The organism is Micromonospora sp. WMMD1076 (genome assembly GCF_029581475.1).
GTDB lineage: Bacteria > Actinomycetota > Actinomycetes > Mycobacteriales > Micromonosporaceae > Micromonospora > Micromonospora aurantiaca.
The window spans coordinates 4,184,499-4,200,478 of the sequence record NZ_CP120862.1 but is presented as its reverse complement, the minus strand read 5'-3'; the positions used below and the strand labels follow the sequence as shown (position 1 = coordinate 4,200,478).

Annotated in this window: 16 protein-coding genes; 11 read left to right on the top strand and 5 right to left on the bottom strand. The window is 73.9% G+C overall.

Translation table 11 applies throughout. The features are described from left to right. Window positions 1–65: 65 nt before the first annotated feature. The 5 genes from O7622_RS19990 (at window position 66) to O7622_RS19970 (ending at window position 5,156) form a co-directional block, all read left to right on the top strand. A complete protein-coding gene (locus O7622_RS19990; RefSeq protein WP_282309684.1) occupies window positions 66–1,571 on the top strand; it encodes an NAD(P)/FAD-dependent oxidoreductase in 1,506 nt (501 codons plus the stop codon). Next, a complete protein-coding gene (locus tag O7622_RS19985) occupies window positions 1,564–2,571 on the top strand; it encodes an SDR family NAD(P)-dependent oxidoreductase (protein ID WP_282309683.1) in 1,008 nt (335 codons plus the stop codon). The genes O7622_RS19990 and O7622_RS19985 overlap by 8 nt, the downstream gene beginning before the upstream one ends. 21 nt (window positions 2,572–2,592) lie before the next feature. Continuing rightward, a complete protein-coding gene (locus O7622_RS19980) occupies window positions 2,593–3,156 on the top strand; it encodes an alpha/beta fold hydrolase (RefSeq protein WP_282309682.1) in 564 nt (187 codons plus the stop codon). Window positions 3,157–3,225: 69 nt separating this feature from the next. Then, the gene (locus tag O7622_RS19975) at window positions 3,226–3,876 is read left to right on the top strand and encodes a GntR family transcriptional regulator (protein ID WP_282309681.1); all 651 of its coding nucleotides are present in this window, start codon (window positions 3,226–3,228) and stop codon (window positions 3,874–3,876) included. Beyond that, on the top strand, window positions 3,873–5,156 hold the full coding sequence (locus O7622_RS19970) for an MFS transporter (protein ID WP_282309680.1): 1,284 nt from the start codon (window positions 3,873–3,875) through the stop codon (window positions 5,154–5,156). Before O7622_RS19975 ends, O7622_RS19970 begins: the two co-directional genes overlap by 4 nt. 57 nt (window positions 5,157–5,213) lie before the next feature. On the opposite strand, the gene O7622_RS19965 is transcribed toward O7622_RS19970, so the two are convergent. Next, entirely contained in the window at window positions 5,214–5,627 is a 414-nt protein-coding gene (locus O7622_RS19965; protein WP_282309679.1) for a hypothetical protein, read from the bottom strand. Window positions 5,628–5,765: 138 nt separating this feature from the next. On the opposite strand from O7622_RS19965, the gene O7622_RS19960 reads away from it, so the two are divergent. From O7622_RS19960 to O7622_RS19945, 4 genes are all read left to right on the top strand, one after another. Further along, complete coding sequence (locus tag O7622_RS19960) at window positions 5,766–6,854, top strand: S-(hydroxymethyl)mycothiol dehydrogenase (RefSeq protein ID WP_282309678.1); 1,089 nt, start codon at window positions 5,766–5,768, stop codon at window positions 6,852–6,854. Then, a complete protein-coding gene (locus tag O7622_RS19955) occupies window positions 6,851–7,480 on the top strand; it encodes an MBL fold metallo-hydrolase (protein ID WP_282309676.1) in 630 nt (209 codons plus the stop codon). Before O7622_RS19960 ends, O7622_RS19955 begins: the two co-directional genes overlap by 4 nt. A gap of 131 nt (window positions 7,481–7,611) precedes the next feature. After that, window positions 7,612–8,712 carry a DUF3626 domain-containing protein gene (locus O7622_RS19950; protein ID WP_348774035.1) on the top strand — a complete coding sequence of 367 codons (1,101 nt, stop codon included), beginning with the start codon at window positions 7,612–7,614 and terminating at the stop codon, window positions 8,710–8,712. A 220-nt stretch (window positions 8,713–8,932) separates the two neighbouring features. Further along, entirely contained in the window at window positions 8,933–9,658 is a 726-nt protein-coding gene (locus O7622_RS19945) for a hypothetical protein (protein WP_282309674.1), read from the top strand. A gap of 95 nt (window positions 9,659–9,753) precedes the next feature. Here O7622_RS19945 and O7622_RS19940 read toward each other — a convergent pair whose 3' ends face one another. Next, window positions 9,754–11,208, bottom strand: coding sequence for an MFS transporter (locus O7622_RS19940; RefSeq protein WP_282309673.1), 1,455 nt, complete (start codon window positions 11,206–11,208; stop codon window positions 9,754–9,756). Window positions 11,209–11,279: 71 nt separating this feature from the next. Further along, window positions 11,280–11,516, bottom strand: a complete 237-nt coding sequence (locus O7622_RS19935; RefSeq protein ID WP_282309672.1) for a hypothetical protein — start codon at window positions 11,514–11,516, stop codon at window positions 11,280–11,282. 143 nt (window positions 11,517–11,659) lie between these two features. Between O7622_RS19935 and O7622_RS19930 the strand changes: the two genes are divergently transcribed. Continuing rightward, window positions 11,660–12,787 carry a geranylgeranyl reductase family protein gene (locus O7622_RS19930; RefSeq protein ID WP_282314184.1) on the top strand — a complete coding sequence of 376 codons (1,128 nt, stop codon included), beginning with the start codon at window positions 11,660–11,662 and terminating at the stop codon, window positions 12,785–12,787. Here O7622_RS19930 and O7622_RS19925 read toward each other — a convergent pair. Next, entirely contained in the window at window positions 12,774–13,808 is a 1,035-nt protein-coding gene (locus tag O7622_RS19925; RefSeq protein WP_282309671.1) for an NAD(P)-dependent alcohol dehydrogenase, read from the bottom strand. The two genes, O7622_RS19930 and O7622_RS19925, sit on opposite strands and share 14 nt — an antisense overlap. A gap of 95 nt (window positions 13,809–13,903) precedes the next feature. On the opposite strand from O7622_RS19925, the gene O7622_RS19920 reads away from it, so the two are divergent. After that, window positions 13,904–14,089 (top strand): hypothetical protein, encoded by a 186-nt coding sequence (locus O7622_RS19920; RefSeq protein ID WP_282309670.1) that lies wholly within the window; start codon window positions 13,904–13,906, stop codon window positions 14,087–14,089. Window positions 14,090–14,128: 39 nt separating this feature from the next. On the opposite strand, the gene O7622_RS19915 is transcribed toward O7622_RS19920, so the two are convergent. Continuing rightward, complete coding sequence (locus tag O7622_RS19915; RefSeq protein WP_282309669.1) at window positions 14,129–15,916, bottom strand: 5'-nucleotidase C-terminal domain-containing protein; 1,788 nt, start codon at window positions 15,914–15,916, stop codon at window positions 14,129–14,131. Between the last annotated feature and the right edge of the window lie 64 nt (window positions 15,917–15,980).

Below are 15,980 nucleotides of genomic sequence, written 5' to 3'. Positions count from 1 at the left end.
GTGTTGACTGCGGTCGACGGCGATGGATAGTGTCCGGTCCACCGCCGGTGCGAACGGGAGAAGCGATGGCCGCAGACCACGTCGACGTCCTCATCGTCGGGGCCGGCCTGTCCGGCATCGGCGCCGCCGTCCACCTCGGACGGGAGTGCCCCGGCAAGACCTACGCGGTACTGGAGGCCCGGGGCGCCGTCGGCGGCACCTGGGACCTGTTCCGCTACCCGGGCATCCGCTCCGACTCCGACATGTACACACTCGGCTACTCGTTCAAGCCGTGGACCGACCCGAAGGCGATCGCCGACGGCGACTCCATCCGGGCGTACGTCCGGCAGACCGCCCGCGAGTACGACGTGGAGCGGCACATCCGCTTCCACCACCGGGCGGTGCGCGCCGAGTGGGACAGCGCCACCGCGCGCTGGACCGTGCACGCCCACCGCGACGACACCGGCGAGGACGTCACCCTCACCTGCGGGTTCCTGTTCACCAACTCCGGCTACTACCGCTACGACGAGGGCTACACGCCGCGGTTCCCCGGCGTCGAGCGGTACGCCGGCGCGCTCGTGCACCCGCAGCACTGGCCCGACGACCTGGACTACGCCGGCAAGCGGGTCGTCGTGATCGGCAGCGGCGCCACGGCTGTCACACTGGTCCCGGCCATGGCCGAGCGGGCCGCCCACGTCACCATGCTCCAGCGCTCACCCACGTACGTGATCGCGCTGCCCTCGCGCGACCCGTTCGCCGACGCCGCGCGGCGCTGGTTGCCCCCGAAGGCCGCGTACGCGGTGGCCCGGTGGAAGAACGTCGCGCTCGGCGTGGCCAACTTCCAGCTCAGCCGCCGCGCCCCCGGCGTGGTGAAGCGGTTCCTGCGCCGGGCCGCGAAGGGCCGCCTCCCGTCCGGGTACGACGTCGACAGGCACTTCTCACCCCGCTACAACCCGTGGGACCAGCGGCTGTGCGTGGTGCCGGACGGGGACCTGTTCGCCGCGCTGGGCGCCGGCCGCGCGTCGGTGGTGACCGACACCATCGACACGTTCACCGAGCACGGCATCCGGCTCGCCTCCGGCGAGGAGCTGCCCGCCGACGTGGTGGTCACCGCCACCGGCCTCAACCTGCTCGCGCTCGGCGGCATGACGCTGGCTGTCGACGGTGCCGAGGTCGGCCTCGCCTCGACGGTTGCCTACAAGGGCATGATGCTGTCCGGCGTGCCGAACTTCGCCATGACCATCGGCTACACCAACGCCTCCTGGACGCTCAAGGCCGACCTCGTCGCCACGTACGTCTGCCGGCTGCTGCGCCACCTCGACGACACCGGCCGGCAGATCGTCACGCCGCTCGCCCCGGACACCGACGACCTGGTGCCGATCATCGACCTGCAGTCCGGCTACGTGCTGCGCGCCGTCGACCAGCTACCCAAGCAGGGGCCGCAGGCGCCGTGGCGGCTGCACCAGAACTATCCCCGCGACGTACGCCTGATGCGGCACGGCCCGCTCACCGACGGCGTACGGTTCGCCCGCGCCGGCGCGCCCGCCACCGCCCCGGCCACTACGACCAGCTCCGGAGGAACCGATGCGTGACCTCGTCTTCCCCGGCGGCACGGCGGTGCTCACCGGCGCGGCGAGCGGCATCGGCGCGGCGCTGGCGCACGGGCTGGCCCGGCGCGCCGCCGACCTGGTGCTGCTCGACCGGGACGCCGACGGCCTGGCCGGCACCGCCGCCGCGATCCGGGCCGCGTACCCGGACCGGCGGGTGGAGACCCACGTGGTCGACCTGGCCGACGCCGACGCCACCGACCGGGTGGCCGCCGGGATCCACCGCGCGCACCCCCGGATCCGGCTGCTGATCAACAATGCCGGGGTGGCGCTGGGCGGGCGCTTCGACCAGGTCACCCTGGAGGAGTTCCTCTGGGTCATCGAGATCAACTTCCGGGCGGTGGTCCGCCTGACCCACGCGCTGCTGCCCGCGCTCAAGGCCGAACCCGGCGCCCACCTGGTGAACGTGTCCAGCCTGTTCGGGCTGATCGCCCCCGCCGGGCAGGCCGCGTACGCGGCGAGCAAGTTCGCCGTACGCGGCTTCACCGAGGCGCTGCGGCACGAACTCGTCGACGACGGCGTCGGCGTCACGTCGGTGCACCCGGGCGGCATCCGCACCCGGATCGCCGCCAGCGCCCGCGTCGGCAGCGGCGTAACCCTCGACGAGTACGAGGCCGGGCGCAAGCAGTTCGAGAAGCTGCTCACCATCGACCCGGCGACCGCCGCCGAGGTGATCCTGCGCGGCGCGCAGCGCCGTCGCGGCCGGGTGCTGATCGGCTGGTCGGCGAAGCTGCCCGACCTGCTCGTCCGCGTCGTCCCCGCCGGGTACGGCCGGGTGCTGGCCCTGGGCATGCGCCCCCGCCCGGCCCGGCGCGACGCCGCGCCCGCAACTCCGCCCGCCGGGACGCCCGTGGCTCCGCCCGCCGAGGCACCCGCCGTTCCGGCCGACGCCGACGTGCCGACCCTCCGGGCCGACGCCGGCGTGCCGGTGCCGTCTTCTCCGACCGGCGAGGAGGCCGCGACGGAACCCGGACGCCGGACGTGACGCTCGCCCTGCCCCCGGCCGGTGAGCACACCGTCGACGGGCGGCGTACCCGCTGCCGGATCAGCGGCGACGGGCCGCCCGTGGACGCCGCGGCGCGCCGCCAGCCTGGCGCTGCTCAACAGCGCCGGCTTCGGCCGCGAGGTGACGGTGGCGTTGCGGCTGCTCGCGGTACGCCCGGTGGCCCGGCTGCTGCTGCGCCCGCATCCGACGACGGCCCGCCGGACCGAGCGGGCCGTCTTCTACGACCCGGCGTACGTCACCGAGGAGCGGATCGCCACCGCGCTCGCAGTGGCCGGGCAGCCGCATGCCGCGAGGGTGATGCTGGAGCTGGTCCGCGACCTGGGCACCTGGCGCGGGGTACGCCCGCGGTGGCGGGCCGAACTGCTCGACGTGGTGGCCGCGCTGGACCTGCCCACGCTGCTGGTCTGGGGCGAGCGGGACCTGATCCTGCCCGCCGCGCATCTGGCGTATGCCCGGACCCGGCTGCCGAACGCGCGCAGCCACCTGTTCCGCGACACCGGGCACATGCCGCAGATCGAGCGGACCGCCGAGGTGGAGGCGCTGCTGCGGGAGCTGTGGGCCTGACCGTGGCCTTCGCCACTGTCCGGGCCCGCGCCGGGCCGTCCGGGCGACCCGGGGAGCAGTCTTAGATACATGACGCATCCCAGCCGGGTCGCGCCGTCCGCCGCCGAGCGGGCGTACCGGCACCTCAAGCAGGCCATCCTGGAACAGGTCTACCCGGGCGGCCACCTCGTCAGCGAGGGCGAGATCGCCGAGGCGACGGGCGTGTCCCGGACCCCGGTCCGGGAGGCGCTGCTGCGGCTGGAGACCGAGGGCCTGGTCAAGCTCTACCCGAAGCGCGGCGCGCTGATCCGGCCGGTGTCGGCCCGGGAGATCGCCGACGTGATCGAGGCCCGCCGACTGGTCGAGCTGCACGCCGCCGACCGGGCCTGGCCGCGCCGCGCCGAGCTGCGCGCCGACCTGGCCCGATGGCTGGACGAGATGCGCCGCGCGCACGCCGCCGGTGACATCACCACCCTGATGGCCGCCGACCGTTCGTTCCACGCCGCGGTGGTCGAGGCGGCCGGCAACGAGATCCTGGCCGAGCTGTACCACCGGCTGCGCGACCGGCAGCTACGCATGGGCGAGGCGAGCTTCCGGCTCTCGCCCGGCTGGGCCGAGGTCGCCCTCACCGAGCACGCCGGTCAGCTCGCCGCGCTCGACGGCGACGACCCGCAGGCGTGGCACGACGCGGTCGCCGCGCACATCGACACCGCCGCGCGGATGCTCGGGACGCTGCGGTGAACGCGGGTCGCCGCCCCGCCGCCCTGGTGTACGCGGTGGCCGTCACCGCCTATCTGACGGCCGTGTTCCACCGCAGCTCTCTCGGCGTCACAGGGGTCGACGCGGCGGAGCGTTTCCACGTCAACGCCGCCGCGCTCGCCACGTTCTCCGTCGCCCAGCTCGCCGTCTACGCCGTCATGCAGGTGCCGGTCGGGGTGCTGCTGGACCGCTACGGCTCGCGCCGGCTGCTGCTCGCCGGCGGCGCGCTCATGGTGGCCGGGCAGCTCCTGTTCGCGGTCGCCACCGACGTACCGGCCGCCGTCGCCGCCCGGATGCTCGTCGGTCTCGGCGACGCCATGACCTTCATCAGCGTGCTGCGCATCGTCGCGTTCTGGTTCCCCGGCCGGCGCAACCCGCTGCTGGTGCAGCTCACCGGCACCGTCGGCCAGTTCGGTGCGGTGCTCGGCGCCGTGCCCCTGGTGCTGCTGCTGCACCGCGCGGGCTGGACCCCGGCGTTCCTGACCGCCGCGGCGCTCGGCACGACGGTCCTGCTGCTGGTCCTCGTCGCGGTACGCGACACCCCGCACGCCGAACACGCCACCGCGCTCGCTCCCGGCCTGGCCACCGTACGGCGGCAGCTCGCCGACGCCTGGGCGCAGCCCGGCACGCGGCTGGGCCTGTGGACACACTTCGTCACCCAGTTCTCCGGCTCGGTGTTCGCCCTGCTGTGGGGGTACCCGTTCCTGGTGCAGGGGCAGGGGTTCTCGCCGACCGCGGCGGCCGGGATGCTCACGCTGATGACTGTGGTGACGCTCGTGTGCGGGCCGGTGATCGCGCACCTGTGCTCGCGTCACCCGTTCCACCGCTCGGTGGCGGTCTTCGCGATCACCGCCGCCACCGCCACGGTCTGGGCGGTGGTGCTGGCCTGGCCGGGCCGGGCGCCGCACGCGCTGCTGGTGGCGCTCGTGGTGGTGCTCGCGGTCAACGGCCCCGGCTCGATGATCGGGTTCGACTACGCCCGCACGTTCAACCCGGTGCACCGCATCGGCAGCGCCACCGGCATCGTCAACGTGGGCGGCTTCGTCGCCTCGATCGCACTGATCCTGGCCGTCGGCCTGGTGCTCGACCTGGCCACCCCGGCCGGGCGGGACGCGCCTCCGCTGTCCGCGTTCCGCTGGGCGTTCGCCGTGCAGTTCCTGCTCTGGGCGCTCGGCGCGGCGCAGGTGCTGCGCTACCGCAACGCCGCCCGCCGCCGGCTCGCCGGCGAGCGGGCCGCCGCCGCGGTCCCGGCGCCGGCCTGAGTACGCGGGCGGCTCGGCAGTGCGCGGGCGGCCGGGCGCGGCCTCGGCGCGGCCGGGTCAGCGCCGGTGCCGGACCAGCGAGTCGAGCACCAGGGTCAGCCCCGCGCCGACCAGCCACACGTCCTTGGCCAGGCCGATGCCGGCCTCGCTCGGCCGCAGGCTGGTGCCCTCGCGCATGCCCGGCGTCTTCAGGTAGAGCTGCACCAGGCCCGCGCCGAACGCGGTGAGCGCGGCCCCGGCCAGCAGCGACGGGACGAACGGGGCGAGCAGCGCCGTCCCCAGCGCGATCTCACCCCGGGACAGCAGCCTGGCGAACCGGTCCGGCGGGATCTGCCGCAGCTGCGGCAGCGCGCCGGCCGCCATACCGTGCATGCCCGCGGCGGCCTCGCCCTCCAGGGTCCGCTTGCCCAGCCCCGAGTTCAGGATGTACGCGCCGATGGCGACCCGCAGCGGCGCATGCGACAGCCTCATGATCACTCCCGTCCCACCTGGTAGAACCGGCACGCCGGGTACCCGGTCACGACCAGGACAATCCGCCGGGCTTCATTGGTTCGCGGATCATGATCAGCGGTAGGTTCTGGGTGCAGACGCATGAACGAAGGAGGCACCGTGAGCCAGGAAGTCCGGGGAGTCGTGTCGCGGCGCAAGGGCGCGCCCGTGGAGGTCACCACCATCGTGGTGCCGGACCCGGGGCCGGGCGAGGCGGTGGTCCGCATCCAGTCGTGCGGCGTCTGCCACACCGACCTGCACTACCGCGAGGGCGGCATCAACGACGACTACCCGTTCCTGCTCGGCCACGAGGCCGCCGGCATCGTGGAGCAGGTGGGCGACGGCGTCACCGACGTGGCGCCCGGCGACTTCGTGGTGCTCAACTGGCGCGCGGTCTGCGGGCAGTGCCGGGCCTGCCGGCGCGGCCGCCCGTGGTACTGCTTCGCCACCCACAACGCGACCCGGAAGATGACCCTCACCGACGGCACCGAGCTGACGCCCGCGCTCGGCATCGGCGCGTTCGCCGAGAAGACGCTCGTGCACGCCGGGCAGTGCACGAAGGTCGATCCGGCGGCCCGGCCGGCTGCGGTCGGCCTGCTCGGCTGCGGCGTGATGGCCGGTCTCGGCGCGGCCATGAACACCGGCAACGTGACCCGGGGCGACTCGGTCGCGGTGATCGGCTGCGGCGGCGTCGGTGACGCGGCGGTGGCCGGCGCGGCCCTCGCCGGCGCGACCACGATCGTCGCGGTGGACACCGACTCCCGCAAGCTCGACTGGGCGCGCAGGTTCGGCGCCACCCACACCGTCAACGCCTCGGAGGACGACGTGGTGGAGGCGATCCGCGCGGCCACCGGCGGCTTCGGCGCCGACGTGGTGATCGACGCGGTCGGCCGTCCGGAGACCTGGAAGCAGGCGTTCTACGCCCGCGACCTGGCCGGCACAGTCGTGCTGGTCGGCGTGCCGACGCCGGAGACGACTGTCGACCTGCCGCTGCTGGACGTCTTCGGTCGCGGCGGCGCGCTCAAGTCCAGCTGGTACGGCGACTGCCTGCCCAGCCGCGACTTCCCGATGCTGACCGAGCTGTACCGGCAGGGCCGGCTGGACCTGGACGCGTTCGTCACCGAGGAGATCGCCCTCGACCAGGTCGAGGAGGCGTTCGCCCGGATGCACCACGGCGACGTGCTGCGCTCGGTGGTGGTCTTCCCGTGACCGCACGCGTCGACCACGCCGTCACCTCCGGCACGTTCTCGCTCGACGGCCAGACGTTCGACGTGGACAACAACGTCTGGGTGATCGGCGACGACGCCGAGTGCGTCGTCCTCGACGCGCCGCACGACGTGGCCGCCGTCCGCGAGGTGATCGGTGACCGGCGGGTGGTGGCGATCATCGCCACCCACGCCCACGACGACCACGTCCGGGTCGCGCCCGAGCTGGCCCGGGCCACCGGCGCGCCGGTGCTGCTGCACCCGGCCGACCGGGTGCTGTGGGACATGGTGCACCCGGCCACGGCCCCGGACGGTGAGCTGACCGACGGGCAGACGTTCACCGTCGGCGGCACCACGCTGCGGGTGCTGCACACGCCCGGCCACAGCCCCGGCGCGTGCAGCCTGTACGCCCCCGACCTGGGCGCGGTCTTCACCGGCGACACCCTGTTCGCTGGTGGACCGGGCGCGACCGGCCGGTCGTACAGCGACTTCGGCACCATCGTCGAGTCGATCCGTACCCGGCTGCTCACGCTGCCGCCGGAGACGGTGGTGCACACCGGGCACGGCGACGACACCACGATCGGGGCCGAGGCGCCGCACCTGGACGAGTGGATCGCCCGGGGCCACTGAGGACCGGACACCCGCGTGGGCCCGGCCGGAGCAGTCCGGTCCGGGCCCGCGGCATCTCCCGGCCCGTCCGCGCGGGCGTCAGTCCGCTTCGGACGGCACCGAAACCGTGTGGCCGGGCGAGGTTCCGTCCGGTGATACTCGGGCCCGTGTCCGTCGCCACACTCACCGCCGCCCAGTCCGCCGCGCTGCGCCACGTCCGCGACATCGCACTGCGCGACCGTCCGGCAGCGCTCGCCGTCATCGCCGGCCACCTCACCGCCTCCGGCGCCACCTACCGGTACGAGGAGGTCGTCGCCGCGGTGACCGGGTACGGGCGCCTGACTGTCAACTTCCACCCCGACCGGGTGCTGCGGGACGGCCGTGCGGTGGCCGAGGCGCTGGACGAGGAGGGCGTCTACCGCAGCCAGTTCGAGACCGGCATCTCCAACGGCGGGCTGACCGCGTACCCGGGCGGCGACCGGGACGTCTGGGAGCGGGCGATGTTCGGCGGGGCGTACCAGCGTCCCGGCGTGCTCCCCGCGGACCGCCCGAAGTACGGCGGCCTGAACCTGCTCGACCACGCCGACGGCGCGTGCCCCCGGTTCGGTTCGTGTCACCTGCGGCTGCGCCCGGAGGTGCTGGCCCGGGCGACGTTCAGCTTCGGTGACAGCCACATCGAGCCCACCGAGTTCGGCACCGTCGACGTCTTCGAGCCGGTGTTCGCGGCGCTGCTGACCGCCACCGCCGGTACCGGCGTCGCCCTGGGCGTGGCCGGCATGGACACCGGCACGCTGCTGCGGACGCTGCTGCGCCGCCGGGAACGGGAGTCCGGGCGGGTCGGCCGGGCGCTGGACGACTACGTCGAGGCGCAGGTGCACGGCGAGATCAGCCTGGCCCGCGACGTCGAGGCGCTGGTGGTCGACCCGTCGTTCCGCGGCACCGACGCGGGGCGCCGCCTGGCGGGCATCGCCGCGCGGCACGGCGTGGCGCTGCGCTTCCACCCCGGCTTCGTGCTGCCCGTCGACGGCGTCGACGCCGAGTTCCGCGGCCCGGACATCCCGCCGCTGGCCGTACGGGTGGCAGCCGAGTTCGCCCGGCCGGGGGAGCCGCTGCACGCGGCGCTCGTCGGCCGCGCGGCCGCCTCGGTGGTACGCGAGCCGCAGCGCTGGGCCGACCGGGGACCTGCCGCGGTGACGCTTGCGCACCTCAAGCAGCTCTGGCACGTGCTGGTCCGGTTCGGCGTTCCGGCCTGATCGTCCCGGTCCGTCCCGTCCACCGCGCTCCGGTAGCCGCTGCCCGGAATCGCGGGTGACCTGGACCGCAGCCTCGGCCCTGCCCGGCATTTCCGGAATGACCGACACGGCGGGCCCGTTGTGTCCCCCGTACCGCCGGAAGCCAAACACCTACCCGGCCGTAGTCAGTCGAGGGGCGCTCACCCCGGAGCGCGTCGTAACGATCGAAAGGGCAACCATCGTGAAGCAGCACGTCACTCGATGGCTCCCCGCCATCGCGAAGACCGCCGTCGCGAAGACCGCCGCCGTCTCCCGTAACCGCCGTGCCGCGCTGAGCGTGGCGGGGGTGGCCGTACTGGGCGGCCTGGCCGTCGGCCCCGTCGCCGTGGCCGCGCCTGTGACCAGCGGGCCGCACGCCGGCGCCAAGGCCGCGATCGACCTGGCCACCGGCAAGAAGACCTCCACCGAGGCGGTCAAGCCCGGCCAGACCACCGGCCTGGACAAGGTGCCGACCAGGGCCGACCGGCCGGCCAAGGAGAAGCTCGTGCCGCACGGCGTCGAGGGCGCGCAGTCGCGCATCCCGCTCGACGACGCGCAGCTCGACAACGCCAAGGCCATCGTCGACGCGGCCAAGGAGACGGGCGTGGGGGAGCGGGGCGCCGTGATCGGCGTCGCGACCTCGCTCCAGGAGTCGAAGCTGTACAACCTGGGTCACCTCGGCGCGTACAACGACCACGACTCGGAGGGCCTGTTCCAGCAGCGCCCGTCGTCCGGTTGGGGCACGTCCGAGCAGATCACCGACCCGGAGTACTCCAGCAAGGCGTTCTTCAACGCGCTGAAGAACGTCGGCGGCTGGCAGGAGCTGCCGCTGACCACCGCCGCGCAGACCGTCCAGGTGTCCGCCTACCCGTACGCGTACGCGCAGTGGGAGGAGCAGGCGGCGGACATCGTCCAGCAGCTCTGGTGAACCGACACCCGTAGGAACGGCCGGCCCTTCCGGGGGCCGGCCGTTCCCGCGTGGAGCGGGCCACGCGCCGATCCTGGGGTTGTGCCCGCCGCCGATCAGGAGCGGCCCGCGGACCGCCGGTGACCGAGCACGATGTCCGCCACCGCGGCGCCGAGCGCCAGCACGATGATCCCGGCGGCGAGCAGCAGTGAGTGGCGGAACGCCGTACTCCAGTCGCCGCGGTCCTGCGCCAGCGTCGAGAAGAACAGCGCGCCCACCGCGGCGATGCCGGCGGCCGACCCGATGCGCTGCCCGGTCTGGAGCATCCCGGCGCCGCTGCCGGCCATCGGCACCGGCACCTCGGACAGCGTGAGCGTCTGGTTCGGCGCGATCACCAGGCCGCTGCCCAGCCCGGCGACGAGCAACGGCAGCGCGGTCCGCAGCGGCACGTCGTCGTGCGGCCCGCCGGCCAGCACCAGGTCGGTCGCGATCAGCCCGGCCACCACCGCCAGCAGGCCGATCGCGACGAGCGGACGGCCGTACCGGGTGACCACCCGGCCGCCGAGCGCGGAGGCGAGCGCCGAACCGAGCGCGAACGGGGTGATCGCCAGACCGGCCACGAGCGCGCTGTAGCCGAGCCCCATCTGGAGGTAGAGCGTGAAGATGAAGAAGATCGCGGTGAACCCGGCGAAGTAGATCAGGCCGATCAGCGCGCCGAGCGTGTACGAGCGCACCGTGAACAGCCGCAGGTCGAACAGCGGCTGGGCGCGCCGGGCGTACCGGTGCTCCCAGAGCGCGAACCCGGCGAGCAGCAGCAGGCCGACGGGGATCAGCAGCCACTTGGCCGGGCCGCGCCACTGCTCCCGCTGCACCAGCGGGAGCAGGATCACCGTCACCCCGGCGCCGAGCAGCAGCACCCCGAGTGGATCGAGCCGGCCCCGCCCGGCGGGGTTCGTCGCCCGGGCCGGCATCAACCGCCAGCCGAGCACCATCGCCACGATGCCGACCGGGATGTTCACGAAGAACACCCACCGCCAGCCGTGCTCCGCACCGCCCAGCTGGATGAGCAGCCCGCCGAGCAGCGGCCCCACGGCTGTGGAGATGCCGATCGTCGCGCCCAGCAGCCCGAACGCCCGGCCCCGGTCGGCCCCCCGGAACAGCTCCTGGATCATGCCGCTGACCTGGGGGTTCACCACACCGGCGGCGGCGCCCTGGACGAGCCGGGCGACGACCAGCCACTCCGGCGAGCGGGCCAGCCCGGCCAGCGCGCTCGTCAGCGTGAACAGGCCCACCCCGACCACGAACGCGGTACGCCGCCCGCGCGCGTCGCCGAACCGCCCGGCCGGCACCAGCACCAGGCCGAAGGTCAGCGCGTACCCGGACAGCACCCACTGCAGGTCGCTCGGCGTGGCCTGCAACGCCCGGTCGATCGACGGCACCGCGACGTTGACGATGCTGACGTCCAGCAGCGTCATGAACGCCGCGATCAGGCCGACGCTCAACGCACGCCAGCGGCGCCGGCCGTCGTACCCGGTGTCAGGCACCGCCGTCGGCGACCGGCCCTCGCTCATCGTGCCCCCCACTGACCGTCGATCACCCGACTCCGATCGCTACCCGGTGCCCGGTGGGGCAAACGACTCGATCACGCCATCTGGCGCGCGCACCACCGGGGTCCGAAGTCCAGGCCGGACATCGGGGAGTCCTCGCGGTGCAGCAGCCCCCGCTCGGTGAGCGAGTGCAGCGGCTCGCGCAGCTCCTCCTCGGTCATCCCGGTCTCCTGGGCGATCAGGTCCGGGTAGGGGACGTGTCCCTGCACCTCCAGCACGGACACCGCCTGGTAGACCCGTTCCTCGACCGCAGACAACTGGACCTGGGGCATCGCTTCCCTCCTCGGCGTGGACCGTCCGACCCGCGGACGGCCGGCGACCGGCGGATACCCGGACGGGCCGCGATGATGCTCACCCGAACGACTGTCGTACCGGGCGGCGCGGCACGGGGGTGCCCTAGGCTGCACCCGTGATCATGGATCTCGTCGTGGTCGGCGGCGGGCCCGCCGGACTCTCCGCCGCGCACGCCGCGGCCCGGGCCGGCGTCCGCACGCTCGTGGTCGAACGGGCCACCCACCCCCGCTACAAGACGTGCGGCGGTGGACTGATCGGCACCTCGCTGGCCGAGGTCGCAGGCCGCGCCGAGGTGCCCGCCCACGACCGGGTCGACCGGGTCACGTTCACCCGGGACGGGCGACGCGCGTTCACCCGCCGGCACCCCGCGCCGCTGGTCACCATGATCCGCCGGGAGGAGTTCGACGACCGGCTGCGCGCCGCCGCCGTCGCCGCCGGGGCACAGGTCCGCGAGGGCGTCGCCGTCCGCGCGATCGAGCAGGACCCCGACGAGGTACGCCTGCGCCTGGCCGGCGGTGAGCTGGTACGCGCCCGTGCGGTGATCGGCGCGGACGGCTCGTCCGGCGTGACGGCACGGCACGCCGGGGTGTGCTTCCGCCAGGTCGACCTCGGGCTGGAACTGGAACTGCCGGTGGACGCCGCCGAGCGGGACCGCTGGCGCGGCCGGGTGCTGCTCGACTGGGGGCCGCTGCCCGGCTCCTACGCCTGGGTCTTCCCGAAGGGCGACCGTCTCACGGTGGGTGTCATATCCGCCCGGGGCGACGGCGACCGCACCCGCGCCTACCTGCGCGACTTCACCGACCGGCTCGGCCTGTCCGGGGTGACCCCGGAGCACGACTCCGGTCACCTGACCCGTTGCCGTGCCGGGGACTCCCCGCTGCGGCACGGCCGGGTGCTGGTCGCCGGGGACGCCGCCGGGCTGCTGGAACCGTGGAGCCGCGAGGGGATCAGCTACGCGCTGCGCTCGGGCCGGCTGGCCGGGGAGGCGGTGGCCGCCGGCGACCTCGACGCGTACGCCCGGGAGGTCGACCGGCGGCTGACGCCGGAGATGCGCGCCGGGCACCGGCTGCTGGAGGTGTTCGAGCGGCGGCCCGACGTGTTCCACGCGATGCTGGCCAGCCCGCCCGGCTGGCGGATGTTCGTCCGGTTCTGCCAGGGCCGGGCGAGCTTCGCCGAGGTGCTCGACCGGCGGCCGGTGCGGGCCGGGCTGGCGCTGCTCGACCGGCTGCCCGCGGTCAGGGGACGATGACCGCCCGCCCCCGCACCTCGCCCCGGCGCAGCGCCTCGTACGCCTGCGGCGCCTCCGCGAGGGGGAACGTCTGCACGTCGGCGTGCAGCCGGCCGTCGCGGGCCAGCGCGATCACCTCGTGCAGTTCGGCCCGGGTGCCCCAGAACGGCACCACCACATCGGTCTCCAACGGCACCGGGGGCGGCTCGTCGGCGACCGGGCGCACCGGCAGCGTGCCGCCGGCCAGGCCCACCAGCAGGATCTGGCCGCCGGTGGCGACGACCTGCCCGGCGGTGTCCAGCGTGGGCTGCGCGCCGACGAAGTCGAGCACCACGTCCGCGCCGTCCGGCGCCGGTCCGACCAGTTCGCGGATCTTCTCCACCGCGTCCGGGCCGGCCTGCACCGTGTGGTGCGCGCCGAGGCGGCCGGCCAGGTCCAGCGCGGCGGTGTTGGTGTCCACCGCGATGATCCGTACCGCCGTGGTGGCGAGCAGGATCTGCAACCCCATGTGCCCCAGGCCGCCGATGCCGATCACCACGCAGGAGGTGCCGGGCCGCAGCCGGGGCCGCGCCAGGTCCACCGCGTGGTACGGCGTCAGCCCGGCGTCGGTGAGCGGCGCCGCCTGAGTCAGGTCCATGTCGCCGACCGGCAGCAGCCGGGACACGGGCACCACCACGTACTCGGCCAGCCCGCCGTCGCGGCTGAGTCCGATGCCGCCGACCGGGATGACCCGGCAGCGGTTCTCCTCGCCCCGCAGGCAGGCCCGGCACCGGCCGCAGCCGATGATCCCGTAGACGGCGGCCCGGTCCCCGGGCGACCAGCCGTCCACGGCGGCGCCGACCGTGTCGACGGTGCCGGCGATCTCGTGACCGAGCGTCATCGGGATCGGGAACACGCCCGCCGGGGCGTCGAGGATGTGCAGGTCGGAGTGGCAGGCGCCGACCGCGCCGACGCGCAGCAGCACCTCACCGGGGCCGGCCTGCGGCGTGGGCACCTCCGTGTGCTCCAGCACACCGGGTGCGGTCATCCGTACTGCGCGCATGTCCCCTCCACCTCGTCGCCGACGGCCGACGGGGCGGCATACCCGTGCCGTAGCGGTTGATGCGGAGACGGGACGGGTGGGCGCACAATGCGGTGATGAGCGATCCGGCCGAGTTGTTCACCGACGAGGAGTACGCGTTCCTGCGGCACGTCCGCTTCGGCGAACTGCCGGCCCGGGTACGCCCGGAGGAGCGGGTCGAGGCCGCCGAGACCGAGTTCCCGCCGGACCGGCCGGACCCGGTCGGCGGGGAGTCGGAGTGGCACCTGCGCGCGGGTGGCTGACGGGGCCCGGACACCGGCCCGGGCCCCGTCGCGGCACTGTCAGAAGACCGGCGCGCCCTCGCGGACCAGCTTCCAGTTGGGCACGAAGAAGTCGGCCGGGTCGATGACGCCCTTGGCCTGCGCCCAGTCGATGAGCAGCTGGCGGATCTCCTGCTGGGCGTTGTAGACCTGGGTCTTCACGATGCCCGGGAAGTTGCCGCCGCCGCTGCGCCGGTAGTTGTTCACCGCCACCACGAACCGGGCGTCCGCCGCGACCGGGGTGTCGGTGCCGGCCAGCACCAGGCGGGTGATCCGCTGGCCGACCGGCTTGGCGATGTCGATGTCGTAGTCGACGCCGGAGAACACGTCGTAGTTGTAGTCCGGCACGGCCGGGTCGCTGATCGTCTCCGGGTTCACCGGCGCGCCCGCCGGTAGCGTGACGAAGTACTTCGCCGAGTACTCCAGGTACGCCTTTACCTCGGCGCCGGTCAGCACGACCGCCTCCAGTGTGTTGTCGTACACGTAGAGGCCCGCGACGTCCCGGATCCGCACGTCGCCCTGCGGGAACACCGCGGTCCGGCTGAACGGCGCGGCGATGGACAGCACCGGCAGGCCCGCGTACTCGCCGCCCGCGAGGGCCTCGGTGACCACCTCGGTCTGGACGTGGTTGATGAAGTCCAGGATCGGGGTGTCCCTGTACCGCGACTCGGCGGCGGACAGCTCCACGCTCGACTGGGCGACGACCCGGTTGACGTACTCGACGGTCTTGGCGTGCTGGCGGCGCACGGCCGCGAGCACCGCGGGGTCCTCGACCACCGTGTTGGTGTTGAGCGTGGTGGCCGACTTGGCGGTCACCGTCCAGCGGCCCTTCACCCGGGTCAGCGTGAAGTCCATCCGGGTCAGTCGCTGGCCCCACTTCGACGGCTCCGAGGTGAGGACCCGCTCGCCGGTGGTGAGGTTGGTGACGAACTTCTCCGGCACCTCGTTGTGCGCGTGACCGAACAGGATCGCGTCGATGCCGGGAACCTGCTCGGCGATCAGCGCGGTCGGGTTCTCGTTCGGCAGCTCGGGGCCGTAGCTGGAGGTGCCGCTGTCGCCGCCGTGGGCGGAGATGACGACCAGGTCGGCGCCGCGGCGGCGCATCTGCGGCACCCACTTCGCGGCGGTGGCGACCATGTCGGCGAAGACCAGGCGGCCCTCGACGTTGCCCTTGTCCCAGATGGCCACGCCGGGGTTGGTCAGGCCGAGGATGCCCACGCGCAGCTTCGGCGCGCCGTGCCCGCCGAGCTTGACCTCCTTGATCACGTACGGGAGGAACGCGGGCTTGCCGGTCTTCGCGTTGAGCGCGTTCGCGGCCAGCGCCGGGAAGCCGAGCTGCTTGATCCAGGTCGCCAGCAGCGGCAGGCCGTAGTTGAACTCGTGGTTGCCGAGCGTCACGGCGTCGTACTTGAGCACGTTCATGGCGCGGGCCATCGGGTGCGTCTCACCGGTGCTGGTGATCGGCTCCTGCTTGGCGTAGTAGGTGGCAAGCGGCGTGCCCTGGATCGTGTCGCCGGCGTCCAGGACCAGCGTGGCCCTGCCCCTGCGCTCGGCGCGGATCTGGTTGACCAGGGTGGCGAGCTTGGCGACGCCGACGTCGTTGTGCTTGCTGTCGTCGAACTCGGCGTCGGAGTAGTAGTCCCAGTTGTAGACGTTGCCGTGGGTGTCCGACGTGCCGAGGATCGTCAGGTCCCAGGTCTTCGGCTTCGGCTTCGCCTCGGCGGGCGCGCCGGCCAGCAGGGGAGCGGTCGCGGCGGCGGCCGCGACGGCCAGCACCTGGCGCCGGGAGGCGCCGGAGGAGGAGGTCATGAGGTGCCTTTCCGAATGGGGGTACGCGCCTCGTGGGCGCCGTTGCGCACCATAACCACCACAT